Annotated in this window: 19 protein-coding genes; 11 read left to right on the top strand and 8 right to left on the bottom strand. The window is 66.0% G+C overall.

Annotation, left to right across the window (positions count from 1 at the left end):
* Positions 1-44: 44 nt before the first annotated feature.
* From ABIE58_RS11535 to ABIE58_RS11525, 3 genes are read right to left on the bottom strand one after another with little or no spacing between them, the layout of a single operon-like run.
* Entirely contained in the window at positions 45-1187 is a 1143-nt protein-coding gene (locus ABIE58_RS11535; RefSeq protein ID WP_354544869.1) for an ABC transporter substrate-binding protein, read from the bottom strand.
* A 34-nt stretch (positions 1188-1221) separates the two neighbouring features.
* Positions 1222-2007, bottom strand: a complete 786-nt coding sequence (locus ABIE58_RS11530) for an ABC transporter permease (protein ID WP_354544868.1) — start codon at positions 2005-2007, stop codon at positions 1222-1224.
* The gene (locus ABIE58_RS11525) at positions 2007-2888 is read right to left on the bottom strand and encodes an ABC transporter permease (RefSeq protein WP_354544867.1); all 882 of its coding nucleotides are present in this window, start codon (positions 2886-2888) and stop codon (positions 2007-2009) included. Before ABIE58_RS11525 ends, ABIE58_RS11530 begins: the two co-directional genes overlap by 1 nt.
* Before the next feature lie 92 nt (positions 2889-2980).
* Here ABIE58_RS11525 and ABIE58_RS11520 point away from each other — a divergent pair, with 92 nt between their 5' ends.
* From ABIE58_RS11520 to ade, 7 genes are all read left to right on the top strand, one after another.
* A complete protein-coding gene (locus ABIE58_RS11520) occupies positions 2981-3940 on the top strand; it encodes a LysR family transcriptional regulator (RefSeq protein WP_502950089.1) in 960 nt (319 codons plus the stop codon).
* A gap of 100 nt (positions 3941-4040) precedes the next feature.
* The gene (locus ABIE58_RS11515; protein WP_354544865.1) at positions 4041-4970 is read left to right on the top strand and encodes a histone deacetylase family protein; all 930 of its coding nucleotides are present in this window, start codon (positions 4041-4043) and stop codon (positions 4968-4970) included.
* Between the two features lie 4 nt (positions 4971-4974).
* Positions 4975-6147, top strand: coding sequence for an MFS transporter (locus tag ABIE58_RS11510; protein ID WP_354544923.1), 1173 nt, complete (start codon positions 4975-4977; stop codon positions 6145-6147).
* A 72-nt stretch (positions 6148-6219) separates the two neighbouring features.
* Positions 6220-7242: an aspartate-semialdehyde dehydrogenase gene (locus ABIE58_RS11505; RefSeq protein ID WP_354544864.1), complete on the top strand. Its 1023-nt coding sequence runs from the start codon at positions 6220-6222 to the stop codon at positions 7240-7242.
* A gap of 184 nt (positions 7243-7426) precedes the next feature.
* A complete protein-coding gene (locus tag ABIE58_RS11500; protein WP_354544863.1) occupies positions 7427-7720 on the top strand; it encodes a hypothetical protein in 294 nt (97 codons plus the stop codon).
* Positions 7721-7780: 60 nt separating this feature from the next.
* Positions 7781-8461 (top strand): hypothetical protein, encoded by a 681-nt coding sequence (locus ABIE58_RS11495; RefSeq protein WP_354544862.1) that lies wholly within the window; start codon positions 7781-7783, stop codon positions 8459-8461.
* Between the two features lie 75 nt (positions 8462-8536).
* Positions 8537-10231: an adenine deaminase gene (gene ade, locus ABIE58_RS11490; protein WP_354544861.1), complete on the top strand. Its 1695-nt coding sequence runs from the start codon at positions 8537-8539 to the stop codon at positions 10229-10231.
* 240 nt (positions 10232-10471) lie between these two features.
* Here ade and ABIE58_RS11485 read toward each other — a convergent pair whose 3' ends face one another.
* The 5 genes from ABIE58_RS11485 to ABIE58_RS11465 all read right to left on the bottom strand — a co-directional run bounded on the left by ABIE58_RS11485 (position 10472) and on the right by ABIE58_RS11465 (position 15337).
* The gene (locus ABIE58_RS11485) at positions 10472-10708 is read right to left on the bottom strand and encodes an Lrp/AsnC ligand binding domain-containing protein (RefSeq protein ID WP_354544860.1); all 237 of its coding nucleotides are present in this window, start codon (positions 10706-10708) and stop codon (positions 10472-10474) included.
* Positions 10709-10775: 67 nt separating this feature from the next.
* Positions 10776-13631 (bottom strand): error-prone DNA polymerase, encoded by a 2856-nt coding sequence (locus ABIE58_RS11480; RefSeq protein ID WP_354544922.1) that lies wholly within the window; start codon positions 13629-13631, stop codon positions 10776-10778.
* Between the two features lie 67 nt (positions 13632-13698).
* Positions 13699-14544 carry an urea carboxylase-associated family protein gene (locus tag ABIE58_RS11475; RefSeq protein ID WP_354544859.1) on the bottom strand — a complete coding sequence of 282 codons (846 nt, stop codon included), beginning with the start codon at positions 14542-14544 and terminating at the stop codon, positions 13699-13701.
* A gap of 3 nt (positions 14545-14547) precedes the next feature.
* A complete protein-coding gene (locus ABIE58_RS11470; protein ID WP_354544858.1) occupies positions 14548-14757 on the bottom strand; it encodes a hypothetical protein in 210 nt (69 codons plus the stop codon).
* 4 nt (positions 14758-14761) lie between these two features.
* Entirely contained in the window at positions 14762-15337 is a 576-nt protein-coding gene (locus ABIE58_RS11465) for a carboxymuconolactone decarboxylase family protein (protein WP_354544857.1), read from the bottom strand.
* Between the two features lie 117 nt (positions 15338-15454).
* Between ABIE58_RS11465 and ABIE58_RS11460 the strand changes: the two genes are divergently transcribed.
* The 4 genes from ABIE58_RS11460 to ABIE58_RS11445 all read left to right on the top strand — a co-directional run bounded on the left by ABIE58_RS11460 (position 15455) and on the right by ABIE58_RS11445 (position 17936).
* Positions 15455-15910, top strand: coding sequence for a YaiI/YqxD family protein (locus ABIE58_RS11460; protein ID WP_354544856.1), 456 nt, complete (start codon positions 15455-15457; stop codon positions 15908-15910).
* 97 nt (positions 15911-16007) lie between these two features.
* Complete coding sequence (locus ABIE58_RS11455; RefSeq protein ID WP_354544855.1) at positions 16008-16805, top strand: S49 family peptidase; 798 nt, start codon at positions 16008-16010, stop codon at positions 16803-16805.
* A gap of 7 nt (positions 16806-16812) precedes the next feature.
* Positions 16813-16977, top strand: coding sequence for a hypothetical protein (locus ABIE58_RS11450; RefSeq protein WP_354544926.1), 165 nt, complete (start codon positions 16813-16815; stop codon positions 16975-16977).
* Positions 16974-17936 carry a calcium/sodium antiporter gene (locus ABIE58_RS11445; RefSeq protein ID WP_354544854.1) on the top strand — a complete coding sequence of 321 codons (963 nt, stop codon included), beginning with the start codon at positions 16974-16976 and terminating at the stop codon, positions 17934-17936. Before ABIE58_RS11450 ends, ABIE58_RS11445 begins: the two co-directional genes overlap by 4 nt.
* The last annotated feature ends 12 nt before the right edge of the window (positions 17937-17948 follow it).

The following is a 17948-nucleotide window of genomic DNA, read 5'->3' as shown; positions in this document are numbered from 1 at the left end:
CTGTCAGGATGGGCCGCGCCCCGGCTCGGGGGCGCGGCGGCGGCTCAATACCCGCGCTGCACGCGGCTGAAGGTCTCGGACCAGTCCGCCTCATGGCCGTTCCAGTAGGTCGGATTGGCAAAGGTGAGCGAGGCGAGCGTGCCGGTGGGGTCATAGGCCGGCAGGGTCGGGATCTTGGCCCCCAGATCGACCTTGGTGCCATCGAGCGCGGGCGGATAGTTCTGCCCCTCGGCCACCGCGATCGAGGTCTCGGGCGCGAGCATGAAGTTCAAGAGTTCCTCGCAGGCCTCGACCGGGCTGCCCTTGAGCACATGCAGGCATTCCTGCCAGGCGAAACTGCCCGGCGCGTCGTAATAGCCGATATCGTGGCCCTGCTGTTGCAGCGCGGCGATGCGGCCTGACCAGCCCTCGGTGACATAGATTTCCTCTTCGGCCAGAAGGCTCATCAGCTCTGCCCCCGAGGACCAGTATTTCAGCGCCAGGTCGCGGTGGCTGCGGATCGCGTTCCAGACCGCCTCCATATCCTGAATGTTGTTCGGGTCTTGCCCGGTCTGGAGCGCGCCATACCAGATGCGCGTGCGCCAGTCGCCCCAACCGCCGATCTTGCCCTTCAATGCCTCGTCGATGAGGATCGACGCGCCTTTCTCCTTCATCTCCTCGTCCGAGATATACTTGCGGTTATAGGCAAGCCCCGTGGTGCCGTAATCATAGGGGACCGCCGAGAGGTAATCGGGCGTCACCCCCCGGAACGCGTTGGTGAGCGCATCCATCACCAGGAACATGTTGGGGATGTTGTCGAGGTTGAGTTCCACCGTCAGGCCGAAATTGACATAGCGGGCATAGTCGAACACGCCCGACAGATGCGCGATGTTGTATTCCCCCTCCTGGCTGGAGCGGACCTGCGCGAGGTACTCGTCGCCACCCGCGAAGGTGCCATCGACCACGGTAATGCCGGTGGCCGCCGTGTAGGGGTCAAAGGCGTGTTTGCGGAACGCCTCCGACACCACGCCGCCCCAGCCGTCGAAACGCACCTGTTTCACCGCCTGCGCGTGGGCGAATTTGGCAAACGGCGTCTGCACGCCGTAAGCCAGCCCCGCCGCGCCGATCAGGCCGAGGAAATTACGCCGGTCCAGATCGCCGTTGCGGTATCGGTCGAGAAGGCGCTCGTATCTCTTGGTGTTGTCCATTGTCATATCTCCTTGTCGAGGGTTGGGGCGGTTCTTAGGCGCCGCCTTTCATGGCGAGTTTGCGGGCCACCGCCGCACCGAGCAGCGGCAGGCCCACGGTCATCACGATCATCACCGTGCCAAGCGCGTTGATCTCGGGGCTGATCGAATTGCGCAGCATCGAGAATATCTGCGTCGGCACTGTCTCCACCCCGCCCGGCTTCCAGAAGAGCGTGCCGGTGATGTCGTCAAAGCTGATGGTGAAGGCGAAAAGCGCGCCCGCGGCCACGGCGGGCAGCATCAGCGGCAGGGTGACGGCAAAGAATGTCTGCACCGGGCTTGCCCCGAGGCTCAGCGCCGCCTCCTCCACGTCGCGCTTGATCGAGACCAGCCGCGCCTGAACCACCAGGATCACGAATGGCAGGGTAAAGATCACATGGCCCGCGAGCAGCAAGGCAAAGCTCTTGCCAAGGCCGAGCCAGTTGAGAAACAGCAGGAGCGCCACTGCCAGCACCACCTCTGGCACCAGGATGGGCGCGATCAGCAGCGTGGTGATCGTGTTGCGGCCCGGCACGTTGTAGCGCACCAGCGCGAGGCTTGCGAGGATGCCCAGCGTGGTCGAGATCACCGCCGTCATCAGCCCCAGCACGATGGACGTGCGAAAGGCGCGCATCACCGCGTCATTGTTCCACAGTGCCTCGAACCAGCGCAGCGACATGCCGGTCATCGGGAAACTGCCGAACTGGTTGGCGTTGAACGACAACAGCACCACCACCGCCACCGGCAGGAACATGAAACCATAGACCAGAACGGTCCAGATGCGGATCGCCTGCCAGCCCATCAGCCCAAGCCCTTCGCCAGTTGCGCCATGCCGAGATAGCGGTTGTAGATCGCCACAAGCACCCCCAGCACCATCAGCAGCAAGAGCGACAGCGCCGAGCCGAGCGGCCAGTTGAGTTGCGTGATGATCGCCTCGAACACCAGATTGGCGAACATCGCATCCGTCGGCCCGCCAAGGATCACCGGGGTGATATAGGTGCCCGCGCCCAGCACGAAGCACAGCAAGCCGCCCGCCGCCAGACCGGGCAGCGACAGCGGCAGGGTGACCTGGGTAAAGGCCTGCCACCGGGTCGCGCCAAGCGAATTGGCGGCATCCTCAAGGTTGGTGTCGATGCCCTCAAGGCTCACATAGACATTGAGCACCATGAAGGGCAGCAGGAAATGCACGAGGCCAAGGATCACGGTTGCCTCGTTATAGAGCATCTGCATCGGCTCGGAGATGATCCCGAGCGACAAAAGCAGGGTGTTGAGCGCGCCCGAGGTGCCGAGAATGTTGATCCAGCTCATCGTGCGGATGATGTAGCTGATCCAGAACGGCAGCATCAAAAGCAGCAGCAGCACCATCTTGTTGCCGCGCGACCGGGCGATGAAATAGGCCGCCGGATAGCCCATCAGCGCGCAGATAACCGTGGTGATCGCCGCGATTTTCAGCGTGTTCAGCAGGATGTCGCGATAGAACCGGTCGCTGAGCGCCTTTTGCCAGTTGTCGAGGTAGAAGCCCACCGTATCCGCCCCCACCGAAGAGCGCAGCCAGAACGAATAGACCACGATGAATGTCAGCGGAATGATGAGCAACAGCAGCACCGCGCCCAAGGCGGGTGAAAGCAGTATCCACGGCTGTCTTGCCTCGCGGGCCTCGACCGACATGCGTCTCCCTTTCATGGCACCCGTCCAGTGCGGGCTTGCCACGAGGGTGCAAAGCGGGCCATCATTAATCAAATAGATAATAAGAATTGTGACAATAGATGAAATCTATGGAAACCCGCCACAGCCCCGAACGCATCATGCGCGAGATGGATTGGAACCTCTTGCGCAGCTTCGTCGTGCTGGCGCAATCGCGCTCTGTCACCGATGCCGCGAACCGGTTGCGCCTGACGCAGCCTTCGGTCTCTACCGCTTTGAAACGGCTTGAAAATAGGGTTGGAAAGCGCCTCATCCACCGCGCGCCGGGGCGGTTCGAGCTGACCGAGGCGGGCGAGGTGCTCTATCGCGAGGCGCTCGACATCCAGGGCGCGATCCTGCGGCTCTCGACGCTCATGCGCGACATGACCGACGAGGTGACGGGGCATGTGCGGGTGTCGCTGGCAAGCCATGTGATCTGCCCGCTTTTCGATCAGGTGCTGGCGGCGTTCCACAAGGAAAACCCGCGCGCGACGCTCTCGATCGAGGTGCATTCCTCGGCGCAGGCGATCGAGACGGTCTCGGCGCGCTCGGCGTCGTTTGCCATCTGCCTGGTGCACAAGCGCAACCCGAGGCTGGAATATCTGCGGCTTTACCGTGAATTCTTTGGCCTCTTTTGCGGCCCGCCGCATCCGCTTTTCGGGCGGCGCGACCTGTCGCGCGCCGATCTTGCGGGGCAAAGCGCCGTCAGCTTCGAGACCGACCGCTTGCAGGATGCGCTGAAGCCCGTGACGCTGATGCGCGCGCAGGCGGAACTCGGCGATCAGATCATCGCCACGTCGAGCCATCTGGAGGAGGTGCGCCGCATGATCGTCGCCGGGCTCGGCATCGGCCCGCTGCCGCTTCATGTCGCCGCGCGCGATGTGCGCGACGGGCTCTTGTGGCAATTGCCGCCCTATGACCAGACGGCGGCGGTGGATGTGCACGTGGTGTGGAACCCGCAAGCGGTGCTCAATCGCGCGGAACAGGCGCTGCTTGCCGGCCTGCGCGCCGGGATCGAGGCCACCCCGATAGAGGAGCGCACCTATCGCTAGGGCGTGCCACCTGAGGCAAAGGCGCGGTCTTCATGTGCATGGCAGGACTGGACACGGGGCCGGAATCCGGGTCTTTTCCCGACCGAGACGGAGGAGCGCCATGACCACAGCCCTGATTACCCACCCCGATTGCCTGAACCACGAGACACCAGAGGGCCATCCCGAGCAGGTGGCCCGGCTGGCCCATGTGCTGGCGGCGCTGGAGGGCAAGGCGGTGACGCGCATCACCGCCCCGATGGTGGCCGAGGATGACCTGTTGCGCGTGCACCCCAAGGCCTATCTCGACAGCATCCGCGCCGCCGCCCCCACTGAGGGCCTCGCGCAGATCGACGCCGATACCTGGATGTCACCCGGCAGCCTATCTGCTGCGCATCGCGCGGCGGGCGGGGCGGTGCGCGCGGTCGATCTGGTGCTGGGGGGCGAGGCGGGCCGCGCCTTTGTCGCCGCGCGCCCGCCGGGGCACCATGCCGAGCGCGAGACGGCGATGGGGTTTTGCCTGTTCGGCAACGTGGCGATTGCCGCCAAACATGCGCTGGATCACCACGGCCTTGCCCGCGTGGCGGTGGTGGATTTCGACGTGCATCACGGCAACGGCACGCAAGACCTGCTCGAAGACGAGCCGCGCGCGCTGTTCATTTCGTCGCATCAGTTCCCGCTCTGGCCCGGCACCGGCACCGCGGATGAGACCGGCCCGCATGACACGGTGGTGAACCTGCCGATTGCGCCGGGCACCGGCTCGCAGGAATTCCGGCGGCTTTACGAGGAAAAGGTGTTTCCCCGCGTCAGGGATTTTGCCCCCGAGCTGATCCTCGTCTCGGCGGGGTTCGACGCGCATCGCGCCGACCCGCTGGCGGAATTGCAGCTTGAGACCGCGGATTTCGCCTGGATCACCGACCGGCTTTGCGACTTGGCCGATGACTGCTGCGGCGGTCGGCTGGTGAGCTGCCTTGAGGGCGGCTATGACCTCGATGCGCTGGCCGAGAGTGTGGCGGCGCATGTCGACGTGCTCATCGCGCGCGACGCGGGCTGATCGGGTGCGCGCCGGTCTGACCTTGCTGTGCCTCGCCTATGTGCTGAGCCAGTTTTTCCGCGCCTTCCTCGCGGTGCTGAGCGGCCCGCTGGAGCGTGATCTGGGGGCCTCGCCCGACGATCTGGCCTTTGCGTCGGGCCTGTGGTTTCTGGTTTTCGCCGTGATGCAACTTCCCGTCGGCTGGGCGCTTGACCGGATCGGGCCACGCCGCACGACGGCCGCGCTGCTTTTGGTTGGCGGGGGAGGGGGGGCCGCGCTTTTCGCGCTGGCCACGGCACCGCTGCATATCAGCCTCGCGATGGCGCTGATCGGGGTGGGCTGCGCGCCGGTGCTGATGGCGTCCTATTATATCTTTGCGCGGCAATTCGCGCCCGCGCGCTTTGCCACGCTGGCGGCGCTCATGCTTGGGGTGGGATCGGTCGGAAACCTCGTGGCCGCATGGCCGATGGCGCTGGCCGCCGAGACCATAGGCTGGCGCGCGGCGCTCTGGGGGCTGGCGGCACTGTCGGCGGTGGTGGCGCTGGGGATTGCGATGCTGGTGCGCGACCCCGAGGCGGTGACCGGCGAGGCACGCGGCTCGGTGTTCGATCTGCTGAAAATGCCCGCGCTCTGGGCGATCCTGCCGCTGATGTTCGTGGCCTACGCGCCCTCGGCGGCGTTGCGCGGCCTCTGGGCCGGGCCCTATCTGCGCGATGTGTTCGCGCTCGATACCGGCGCTGTGGGTCAGGCAACGCTGGTGATGGGCGTGGCGATGATCGCGGGCACCTTCACCTATGGCCCGCTTGACCGGCTGATGGGCAGCCGCAAATGGGTGATTTTCGGCGGCAACCTCCTGGCCATGCTCGCGCTGGTCGCGCTCATTCTCTGGCCGGACCGGGGGCTTGGCCTGTCGGTGGCGCTTCTGGCGGTGGTCGGCTTTGCCGGGGCGTCCTTCCCGGTGATCGTGGCGCATGGCCGCGCCTTCATCCCGGCACATCTGGCGGGGCGGGGGGTGACGCTGCTCAATCTCTTCGGCATCGGCGGCGTCGGCGTGGCGCAGTTCGTCACCGGGCCGCTTCATGCCTCTGCCGCGGCGCAGGGCGCGGTGGCGGGACATGTGGCGATTTTCGCGCTTTTTGCCGGGGCGCTGGCGCTGGGTCTGGCGATCTATCTCTTCAGTCGCGACAACATGGGCTGAGCGCGGCCCCTTTCACATCGCCAGCAATCCCTGTATGACCCGCTCCGCAACCCCAGCTTTGGAGGCATCACCATGGGTTACAGGATCGCCGTCGTCGGCGCCACGGGCAACGTGGGCCGCGAAATGCTCAACATCCTGGCCGAGCGCCAGTTTCCGGTGGACGAGATCGCAGCACTCGCGTCGCGCCGCTCGCTCGGCACCGAGGTGAGCTTTGGCGACCGAACGCTCAAGACCTTGGACCTTGACGCCTTTGATTTCACCGGCTGGGATATGGCGCTTTTCGCCATCGGCTCGGATGCAACCAAGATCTATGCGCCGCGTGCGGCCAAGTCGGGCTGCGTGGTGATCGATAACTCGTCGCTTTATCGCTACGACCCCGACGTGCCGCTTGTCGTGCCGGAGGTGAACCCCGAGGCGGTGCTGGGCTATGCCAAGAAGAACATCATCGCCAATCCCAACTGCTCCACCGCGCAGATGGTGGTGGCGCTGAAGCCCCTGCACGACCGCGCCCGGATCAAGCGCGTGGTGGTCTCGACCTATCAATCGGTCTCCGGCTCTGGCAAGGAGGCGATTGACGAGCTGTGGGACCAGACCAAGGCGGTCTATAACCCGACCGACAATTACCAAGCCAAGGTCTATCCCAAGCAGATCGCCTTCAACGTCATTCCGCATATCGACGTGTTCATGGAGGACGGCCAGACCAAGGAAGAATGGAAGATGGTCGCCGAGACCAAGAAGATCGTCGACCCCGCGATCAAGCTCACCGCGACCTGCGTGCGCGTGCCGGTCTTTGTCGGCCATTCCGAGGCGATCAATATCGAGTTCGAGGACCATCTCGACGAGGCCGAGGCCCGCGACATCCTGCGCGAGGCCCCCGGCATCATGGTGATCGACAAGCGCGAGGATGGCGGCTATGTCACGCCCATCGAATGCGTCGGCGATTACGCCACTTTCATCAGCCGCATCCGCCAGGACCCCACCATCGACAACGGCATCAACCTGTGGTGCGTTTCCGACAACCTGCGCAAGGGTGCCGCCCTCAACGCCGTGCAGATCGCCGAGACGCTGGGGCAGCGGGTTCTGAAAAAGGGCTGAGCCCCGGACGGGGACAAGACTGGCGGGCAATTCTGGCGGGCACGTCTTCGGGCGTGCCCGCGCGCGTTTGCGGGCCGGCGCGACGCGCCCATGGGACATAACGCCGCCGCCGCGATGCTGGCACGGGACGGCGTTATGGCGTAGCCATGACAAACTTGGAACAGCCTTGCGAAAACCACCTGTCATGCCCGACCCCTCCCCCGTGATCGCCGACACACGGCCCCCGACCCGCAGGCCCGTTTTCGACACGCTGCTGCTGTCGCTCGTGATCGCCAATATCCTGGCGCTGATCGTGTTTCACATGCTGCAAACGGACGTGTTCCACACCGTCTATGCCATCGAGGACGGACCGGCGGAATGGGCCACGACGGTGCTGTTACTTGCCTCCTTCACGGTGCTGGCGCGGCAGGTCGGACGCTTTGCCGCAGCGGGCAAGGGGCGGGGGCCGAGACGGCAAAGGCGCGCGCCCGGCTCTTGATGCGCGCCGCCGCATGGGATACCGGCCTGCCATCGCAGACCTGATGAAAAGGCCCCGGACATGCCGCGCCTCACCGATCGCTCGCATCTGAGCCATGCCGATGTCGTGCTCTTCGGGCTTGGCTATGCCACGCTGATCTTCACCGTGATCTACTACGTCACCGGCCTGCACGCGGCGTTTCGCGCAGGCTTTGCCATCGAGGATGGGCCAGTGGAATGGGGCACGGCGGTGTGCCTGCTCTTGTCGTCGCTGGTCTTGGTGCGCAACGCGGTGGCGCTGCGCGGGCGCGGGGTGGTTTTGGTGGCGCTGACGGCGCTTTACGCGCTCGCCTTCTTCTTTGCGGCGGGAGAGGAGATTTCCTGGGGCTACCGGCTGTTTGACCGCGCGGCACCGGCGTTCTTTGTCGAGAACAACGCGCAGGGAGAAACCAATCTCCACAATCTCGTGGTGGGCGATGTCAAGCTGGTGAAGACGGTGTTCGGCGGCGGGCTGTCGCTGGTGATCCTGCTCTACCTGCTGGTTTTGCCGCTGGTTTACGGACGGATCGGGGGGCTGGGCCGGATCGTCGACCGGCTGGCCATCCCGGTCGCGGACACGCGGCACATGATCCTGGCGCTGGCGGCCACGGTGGTGATCCTCGCGGTGCAGATGATGACCAAGTGGGAAAGCTATGAATTCGTGTTCAGCCTGCTCACGGTGTCGATCTTTCTGCGCCCGCACAACGCGGCACAGGTGACATAAGGCCGCCGCCCCGCAGGGTTGCCTCTGGCGCGCGCCCGCGCGACAGTGACGGGCGGCAGAGGCGGAGAGGCAGATATGGCAGGGCTTGAGGATCGGATCGCACAGGGGCGCGGCGACATGCCCGCCGACACGGTGCTGCGCGGCGGCGAGGTGTTCGACCTCATCACCGGGGCGATGATCGCGGGCGACGTGGCGATCTGCGGCGATACCATCGTGGGTATCGGCGCGGCCTATGAGGGGCGCGAGGTGATCGACGTGAGCGGCCTCATCCTCGTGCCCGGCTTCATCGACACGCATCTGCATATCGAAAGCTCGCTGGTCACGCCGCTGGAGTTCGACCGCTGCGTGGCCCCGCGTGGCGTCACCACCGCGATCTGCGACCCGCACGAGATCGCCAATGTGCTGGGCCTCGACGGTATCCGCTATTTCCAGGAGGCGAGCGCGCACACGCTGATGGATATCCGGGTGCAGCTGTCCTCCTGCGTGCCCTCCACCGATATGGAAACGTCCGGGGCCGAGATCGGGGCGCAGGATTTGCGCGAGGTGATGGAGCACCCCTCGGGCATCGGGCTCGCCGAGGTGATGAACTATCCCGGCGTGATCCACCGCGACGCGGGCATGATGGCCAAGCTGCGGCTCTTCGAGGGTGGCCATATGGATGGGCATTGCCCGCAGCTTTCGGGCCGTGACCTCAACGCCTATTGCGCGGCGGGTATCCGCACCGAGCATGAAGCGACGACCGAGGCCGAGGCGCTGGAAAAGCTGCAACGCGGGATGCGGGTGCTTATCCGCGAGGGATCGGTGAGCAAGGATCTGGCCGCGCTTGGCCCGCTTTTGAGCGAGATCACCGCGCCCTATATGTGCCTGTGCACCGATGACCGAAACCCGCTCGATATCGGCGAGGAGGGGCATCTCGACCACATGATCCGCACGCTGATCGCGCGCGGGGCGTCGCCGCTCGCGGCCTATCGCGCGGCGTCGCTGTCGGGGGCAGAGGCGTTCGGGCTGCGCGACCGGGGGCTGATCGCACCGGGGCGGCGGGCCGATATCGTCGCGCTCGGATCGCTCGAGGCCTGCGACGCGCGGCTGGTGCTGTGCGGCGGCGTGGTGGCGGATGCGGCGGCGTTCGGCGCGCGCGGCACTGTGGCCCCGGTGGGGCGGCACTCGGTCAAGGCACCGACCGTGACGCCGCAGGATTTCCGCCATACCGGCAACCGGGCAGAGACGGATGTGATTGGCATTCTCGAGGGCAAGATCCTCACCGAGCACCTGCTTGAGGAGATCGTGCCCGAGGATGGCGACAAGCGCCCCGATGTGGCCCGCGACCTGCTGCGCATCGCGGTGGTCGAGCGGCACGGGCGCAACGGCAATATCGCCACCGGTTTCGTGCGCGGATTCGGCCTGAAAGCGGGGGCGATTGCCTCGACCGTCTGCCACGACCATCACAACATCGCCTGTGTCGGCGTGGATTACGACGACATGGCCGTGGCGGTGAACCGGATGGCCGCGATAGAGGGCGGTTTCGTCGTGGTCGAGGGCGGCCGCGTGCTGGCCGAATTGCCGCTGCCGGTGGCCGGGCTGATGAGCCTCGAGCCGTTCGAGGCGGTGCGCGAGCGGCTGGTGGCGCTGCGCGCGGCGGCGAAATCGCTGGGCGTGGGGCTGCACGAGCCGTTTTTGCAACTGGCGTTTCTCGCGCTGCCGGTGATCCCGGCGCTCAAGATTACCGACCGGGGGCTGGTGGACGTGGTGCGCTTCGAGGTGATCGGGTAGGGAGGGGGGCGTTGAAATTTGGCGATGAGCCGCGCGGTCGCTGGGCCGGGGACTAGCGATGCAACGGTTGGAACTGCCGCTTTATGCCAGCCAAACCTGTGTGACACCGATAGGATGCGCTCCATATCAAAATCGCTAGGCCGCGGGACGGCCCAGCGATGGCGCGGCGGGCTTCGCCCTTGTTCCGCGCCGGGGCCAAGCCTTCAACGTCCGCAATAGCCCGATACCCCCCTGCCCCGCTCAGAACGCCTTGAAGGTAAGCGTCGTCTCGGTCCGTTCGATCCCGTCGATATCAAGCAGGTTGTCGTTGATATATTTGCCGATATCCGCGTCTTCGGGCACGTAGAGCTTCATCAGAAGGTCGAACGGGCCGGAGGTGGAATGCAGTTCCGAGTGGATTTCCCGGAGCGCGATATCCTCGGCGACGCGGTAGGACTGGCCGGGCTTGCAGCGGATATTGATGAAGACGCAGCGCATGAAGGCTCTCCCGGTGTGGTGGTCGCTGGTGCGAGTATTTCCGCAACGCGCGCGATTGTCCATGACCTCAGCACGGGGTGAGGATGGGCCGCAAAAGCGCCAGCGGATGCGCGCGGAGCGAGAGGCGCAGCGCGGCGTAATCCTCGACCATCTCTTCGCCAAGGCTCATCGCGGGCAGGTTTGCAGCAGGCTCGATGATCCCCTCGCCATCCAGATCGCGCGCGAAAAGCGGCAGCGGATCGGGGCTGCGGATCGCGCGCGCCTGCCAAAGCGCGTCGCGCCGCGACAGGCCGCAGGCGGCAAAGGCGTCGGCCTCGGCCAGCCGCGCGATGAGCGCGGGCGCGAGCCCCGCGCGCCGCCACAGATCTTCTGGCCCGAGATAACCATTGCCGCGCGCCGCCGCGATCCAATCAGCCTCGGCGCGCGCCAGCCCGCGCACCTGCCGCAACCCCAGCCGCAGCGCCAGCCCGCCGCGCCCGTCCGGCTCTAGCGTGTTGTCCCAGCACGAGGCGTTGACGCAGACGGGCCGCACCGTCACGCCATGCTCGCGCGCATCGCGCACGATCTGCGCGGGCGCGTAGAACCCCATCGGCTGCGAATTCAACAGCGCACAGGCGAAGATCGCCGGATGGTGGCACTTGATCCAGGCGCTGGCATAGACCAGCAGGGCAAAGCTTGCCGCGTGGCTCTCGGGAAAGCCGTAGCTGCCAAACCCCTCGATCTGTGAAAAACAGCGCTCGGCGAAGTCCATGTCATAGCCGTTCTGCGCCATGCCGCGCAGGAACCGCGCGCGAAATTCGCCGACATGGCCATGTTTCTTGAACGTCGCCAGCGCGCGGCGCAGGCGGTCGGCCTCCTCGGGCGAGAACCCCGCGCCGATGATGGCGATCTGCATCGCCTGTTCCTGAAAAAGCGGCACGCCCAGCGTCTTGCCCAGCACACGACCCAAGGCGTCAGAGGGGAAACTTACCGCCTCCTCGCCATTGCGGCGGCGGATATAGGGGTGGACCATGTCGCCCTGAATGGGACCGGGCCGGATGATCGCCACCTGGATCACCAGATCGTAGAAGGTGCGCGGGCGCATCCGGGGCAGGAAATTCATCTGCGCGCGGCTTTCGACCTGGAACACACCGAGGCTGTCGGCGCGCCCCAGCATCGCGTAAACGCGCGCATCCTCGGGCGGCAGGGTGGCGAGGGTATAGGCCTGCCCGCGATACTCGGCCAGCAGAAGAAACGCCTTGCGGATGCAGGTCAGCATCCCCAGCGCCAGCACATCGACCTTGAGGATGCCAAGCGTGTCGATATCGTCCTTGTCCCAGCAGATCACCGTGCGCTCTTCCATCGCCGCGTTCTCGATCGGCACCAGCTCGTCCAGCCGGTCGGCGGCGATGACAAACCCGCCGACATGCTGGCTGAGATGCCGGGGAAAGCCGATGATCTCGTCCACCAGATCGAGCGTCAGGGCAAGGCGGCGGTCGCGCGGGTCAAGCCCAAGCTCGGCCAGCCGCGCCGCATCGGGCCGCCGCCCGCCGCCCCATATCTGCGAGGAGATTGCCGCCAGCAGGTCTTCGGGCAGGCCCATGGCGCGGCCCACCTCGCGGATGGCGCGTTTGGCGCGGTAATGGATCACCGTGGCGCACAGCCCGGCGCGGTGCCGCCCGTAGCGCGCGTAAATCCACTGGATCACCTCCTCGCGGCGCTCATGCTCGAAATCCACGTCGATATCGGGCGGCTCGTCGCGCGCCTCGGATACGAACCGCTCGAACACCATGGTGCCGATTTCGGGGGAAACGCTGGTCACGCCAAGGCAGTAGCACACCACCGAATTGGCCGCCGATCCGCGCCCCTGGCACAGGATGCCGCGCGACCGGGCAAAGGCGACCACCTCGTTGACGGTCAGGAAATAGGGCTCATAGCGCAGCTTGGCGATGAGGGTGAGTTCATGCTCCATCATCGCGCGCACGCGGGCGGGCGCGCCTTGCGGATAGCGCCAGCCAAGCCCCTCTTCCGCCAGCCGCCGCAGCCGCGCGGTGGGGGTCTCGCCCCCCTCCGCCTCGCTGGGATAGTCGTGGCGCAGCGCGTCGAGCGAGAAGGTGAGTTGGTTGGCCAGCGCGGCGGCGCGGTCCACCGCCCCCTCGTGGCCTTTGAAGAGGCGGCGCATCTCCGCCTCCGAACGCAGGCGCCTTTCGGCATTGGGCAGGGCGGCGCGGCCCAGCCGCTCTACCGTCACCCCGAGCCGGATCGCGCTCAGCACATCGGCCATGCGGCGGCGGCTGGCTCGGTGCATCAGCGGGCAGGCGGCGGCGATGGTGGGCAGGCCCAGCCGCGCCGCGACCCGCGCCAGCCGGTCAAATCGCGGCCCGTCGCGCCCGTCGTAATGCGGGTTGAGCAGCAGGTGCAGCCGGTCATGGACCCGCGCCTTGATCTGCCGCGCCTGATCCTGCCAGCCGGGCGCGCTCTCGGGATGCAATAGCAGATGCAGGCCCGCCGCCCCCTCCAGCACATCCTTGAGCGCCAGATCGCAGCCCCCCTTGGCCGCCCGCCGCCGCCCCAGCGTCAAGAGCCTGCAAAGCCGCGCCCAGCCCTGCCGGTCCTCGGGCAGCGCGGTGAGCGTGAGGCCATCGCGCAGCACCAGCCGTGCGGCGGGGATGAGGCGCGGCGTGTTGGCCCAATCGGGCACCATGGGCCGGGGCGCAGGCGGGCCATAAAACCCCTCCCGCGCCTCCCACGCCTGCCGCTCGCGCACCTGCCGCGCGATCTCGCGCGCGCGGGCATGGGCGCGCACGATGCCGGCCACCGAATTCACATCGGCAATCGCCACGCCCGCAAGGCCAAGGGCGGCGGCACGCTCGATATACTCCTCGGGATGCGCGGCCCCGGTGAGAAAGGTGAAGTTCGAGATGGCGCAAAGCTCGGTGAACATCGGGATCGATTCGGTCAGGCAGCGACGCTCGATTATATTCACGTTTTGTTCTTGTCGCCACTCCCGCTCAATCGCCGTGGCTCTGGTCATAGCCGTTGCGCGCCGGGCTGCGCCATGCGGCGAGCGATCCGGCCTTGGGCGCGAATACCTCGACCTTGAGCGGAAAGCACGCCGCCGCGTCGCTTGTATGCTCGGACGAGCAATCGCCGCCGGGGCAGGCGCTCAGCGCGCCAAGCAGGTCGATCTCGGCGAAGAATTCCAGATAATCGCCGGGGCGCACGGGGCTGGCCTTCATGAAATATTGCCCGGTGTCGCGGGTAAAGCCGGTGCACATGAACACATTCAGCACGTCATGCACATGGCGCTCCGCCTCTGCCCTCTGCACGCCCAACTCCGCCGCCAAGGCACGCGTGAGGTTGGAGTGGCAGCAATGGTGATACTGCACCCCGCTCAGCAGGTTGCCGGTATAGGGATCGCAGCGCGTGCCGATCACGTCATGGACCGATCCGCCATATTCGTCGATGCCATACCAGCCCAGCGTATCCTCGATGATCGTCGCCATCGGGCGCAGATGCGGAAACGACGACCAGAGCCGCTCGCCGGTGGTCACATGCGTGCCATGCAGCGCGCGCGTCTTGCCGGAATAGAACCGCTCCGACAGGTCGGCTGCGTTCCACAGGTTGAGATCGCCCACCTGCGGGCCGTCAACGCTCGTGATGCGAAAGACCTGCCCCGAGGCCACGCGAAAGCAGGCCGCCTCGCGCGGGGGCACGATCACCTCGGCGATCTTCTCCGCGCCCTGCCGCGCGGCGCGGTAAAGCGCCAAGTCGGGCCGGGGCAGCGTATCATTGGGATAGCAGATCACGGGAGCCACGGCGCGGCGGGCGGCGGCATCGGCGGGGGTTTGCGGCATGGCTCAGGGTCTCCGGCGGCTGGGATCATGACAGACAGTCGGCGCGCCGCCCCCGGATGTAAAGACCTCCGCCCCGCAGGCCACGCAGTGCCAGCGCACCCGCAGATCGCAACCGCCCACCCGGTATTCCCGCCAGCGGCAGCCCCGCGTCGCGCGGTTTGAAAACACCGCCACGAGGATGAATGCCACGATCAGCCCGACGACAACGATCACGGCCCTAGCCTTTGGCCATCTCTGCGATCATCTCGCCGAACTTGCTGTAGGTGTGGGTCTGATCCTCGGGGCGGGTGCCCTTGGCGTGGTGCCCTTCGGGCGCGGTGGCATAGTCGAAATTGACGCCCACCCCCTCGATGATCCGGTTCATCATGTTGAACAGCGCGCAGACCTGCACCGCCTCGTAAAGCGCCGCCTCGGACCAGCCGGCATCATAGACGGCCCTAGCGTCGCGTGCGACCAGCTTGCTGGGCAGGTTGTTGAGCTTGGCCACATAGGCAAGGATCGGGCGCAGCTTGTCATCCACTGGGGCGTTGTCAAAATCCTCGATCAGCGCGTCAATCAGCGCGCCATCAATCCCGAACACCTCGGCATAGGCGCGATGCGCGCCTGCGCAAAAGGTGCAGGCGTTGAGGGCCGAAACATAGGTGGCGATCAATTCACGCTCGCCCACGCTCAACTCCCCCTCGCCGCGCAACAGCCCGTCGGTATAGACCATGAGCGGCTGCACATTCTCGGGAAAGCGCGCGTAAAGATCGCTCAGATGCGCGGGATCGGGCAGGCTGGGGAGGAAGGGCATGGCGTGTCTCCTTGTGATGGGTTTTGCCCAAGTCATAGACGGCCCCGCGCGGAATTTGTAGGACGTGCCGGGGCGCTGTCGCGGTTGTGATCGGCGGCGCGAGAGAAGGATACCGCCATGACCCTCTACATCGACGCCGATGCCTGCCCGGTCAAGGACGAGGCCGAGCGGGTGGCCACGCGGCACGGGCTGCGGATGTTTGTTGTCTCCAATGGCGGGTTGCGGCCATCGCGCAATCCGCTGGTGGAGATGGTGATCGTGTCCGATGGGCCGGACGTGGCCGATATGTGGATCGCCGAGCGCGCGGGGCCGGGGGATGTGGTGGTGACCGGGGATATTCCGTTGGCGGCGAAATGCGTGGCGGCGGGGGCCTTGGTGCTCAAGCATAATGGCGAGGCGCTGACAGAGGCCAATATCGGCAACGTGCTGGCCACGCGCGATCTGATGGCCGATATCCGCGCCGCCGATCCGTTCCGGCAGGGCGGAGGCAAGGGCTTTACCAAGGCAGACCGCTCGCGGTTTCTCGATGCGCTGGAACGGGCGGTGCGCGCGGCGGGGCGGCCCGGCCCCTGACGGGCGTCCCCCCGGACGCAACAGAAAATTCGCGCGCGGCCCTTCAGGGTGAACCGCCGCCTTGTTTGTCGCGCCCGCGCACTCTACATCGGGCGGCATGAGACATCTTGTCCCCTTTCTGAAAAAACCGCCTCGGGTTGCCGTCATCCGCCTTGCCGGGGTGATCGGCTCGGGCGCGCGCGCGGGCCTCAGCGACGAGGCACTCGGCCCGGTGATCGAAAAGGCCTTTCGCCGCGGCAAGCCCGCGGCGATGGCGCTCGAAATCAACTCGCCCGGCGGCTCTCCGGTGCAATCCTCGCTGATCGCGGCGCGGATACGGCGGCTGGCGGAGGAAAAGAACATTCCCGTTCATGCCTTTGTCGAGGATGTGGCCGCCTCGGGCGGCTATTGGCTGGCGGCGGCGGCGGATGATATCCGCGTCGATGCCTCGTCGATCCTCGGCTCCATCGGGGTGATCTCGGCGGGGTTCGGGGCGGATGTGTTTCTCAAGCGGCAAGGTCTGGAACGGCGCGTCTATACCGCCGGCCGCTCCAAAAGCACGCTCGATCCGTTCCTGCCGGAAAAGCCCGAGGACGTGGCCCGGCTCAAGGGTGTTCTCGACGATATCCACACCGCCTTCATCACCCATGTCAAGGATCGGCGCGGCGACCGGCTCGACGACAGTGCCGATCTTTTCTCGGGCGAGTTCTGGCTCGGGGGCAAGGCGATCGAGTTGGGCCTTGCCGATGGGTTCGGTCATTTGGTGCCGCGCATGAAAGAGGTCTATGGCGACAAGGTGCGCCTCATGCGCTACGGGCGCAGGCGGGGGCTTTTGTCGCGCTTTGGCGCGCATGTCGCACAGGATGCGCTGGCCGCGATCGAGGACCGGGCACACTATGCCCGGTTCGGGCTTTGACATGATCGTGAAGATCGTTCTCCTGTTTCTCGTGGGCATGGGCGTGCTGGCGATGTTCGGTCGCCTGCGCTTTCCCGGCCAAAGGCGGCTCGAGGCCGCGAAATGCCGCAAATGCGGCCGTTACCGGATCGGCAAGGGGCCGTGTTCGTGTGAAAAGGACCCTCGCGCATGATGCCCTGGATCATGGTCGGCCTTGGCCTTGTCATCCTGCTCCTGGCGGGCGATGCGCTGGTAAAGGGCGCGGTGAACCTTGCGCTGCGGATCGGTATTCCGGCGCTTATCGTCAGCCTGACGGTGGTGGCCTTCGGCACGTCTGCGCCCGAATTGCTGATTTCCGTCAACGCGGCGCTGGCCGACAAGCCGGGGCTGGCGCTGGGCAACGTGGTCGGCTCGAACACCGCCAACGTGCTCTTGGTGATGGGTATCCCGGCGATGATCGCGGTGATGCACACAAGCCAGTGCAAGTGCCTGCACTCCTATCTCCAGATGCTGGCGGCAAGCGTGCTGTTCATCGCGTTGGCATATCGCGGCACGTTCGACTGGATCGCCGGGCTGGTGCTTCTGGGCGCGCTGGGGCTGATGCTGGGGGATGCGCTGCGCAACGCGCTGGCCCATCGCCGCGAGGTGGCCGCCGCCGCGCTGCTTGCCGATGACGAAGAAGAGGTCGAGGGCGCGGACCCCGACATGCCGTGGTGGCAGATCATCACCTTCCTTTTGCTGGGGCTTGTCGGCCTGCCGCTGGGCGCGGATCTCCTGGTGGATAACGCCTCGATCCTGGCCCTGCGCTATGGGTTGAGCGAGGCGGCAATCGGGCTCACGCTGGTGGCGCTCGGCACCTCGCTGCCAGAGCTTGCCACCACCGTCATGGCCGCGATCCGGCGGCAGGCGGATGTGGCGCTGGGCAACGTGATCGGCTCCAACATGTTCAACCTTCTGGCGATCATCGGCATCACTGCGCTGATAAGCCCGGTGCCGGTCGATCCCGAGTTTCTCCGCTTTGACCTCTGGGTGATGCTGGCATCCTCGCTCCTGCTGATCCCCTTCGTGGTGCTCTGCCGCGATCTCAACCGGATCTGGGGGGTCGCGTTGACCTTGGCCTATGTGGGCTATGTCACCATCGTGTTGACATGAGCGGAGGCAGGG

Origin of the sequence: Roseovarius sp. MBR-78 (assembly GCF_040547535.1) — a bacterium.
In the GTDB taxonomy this organism is placed as follows: Bacteria; Pseudomonadota; Alphaproteobacteria; order Rhodobacterales; family Rhodobacteraceae; genus Roseovarius.
Note: the sequence above shows the minus strand (reverse complement) of the source record. Positions and strands in the feature narration are given on the sequence as shown.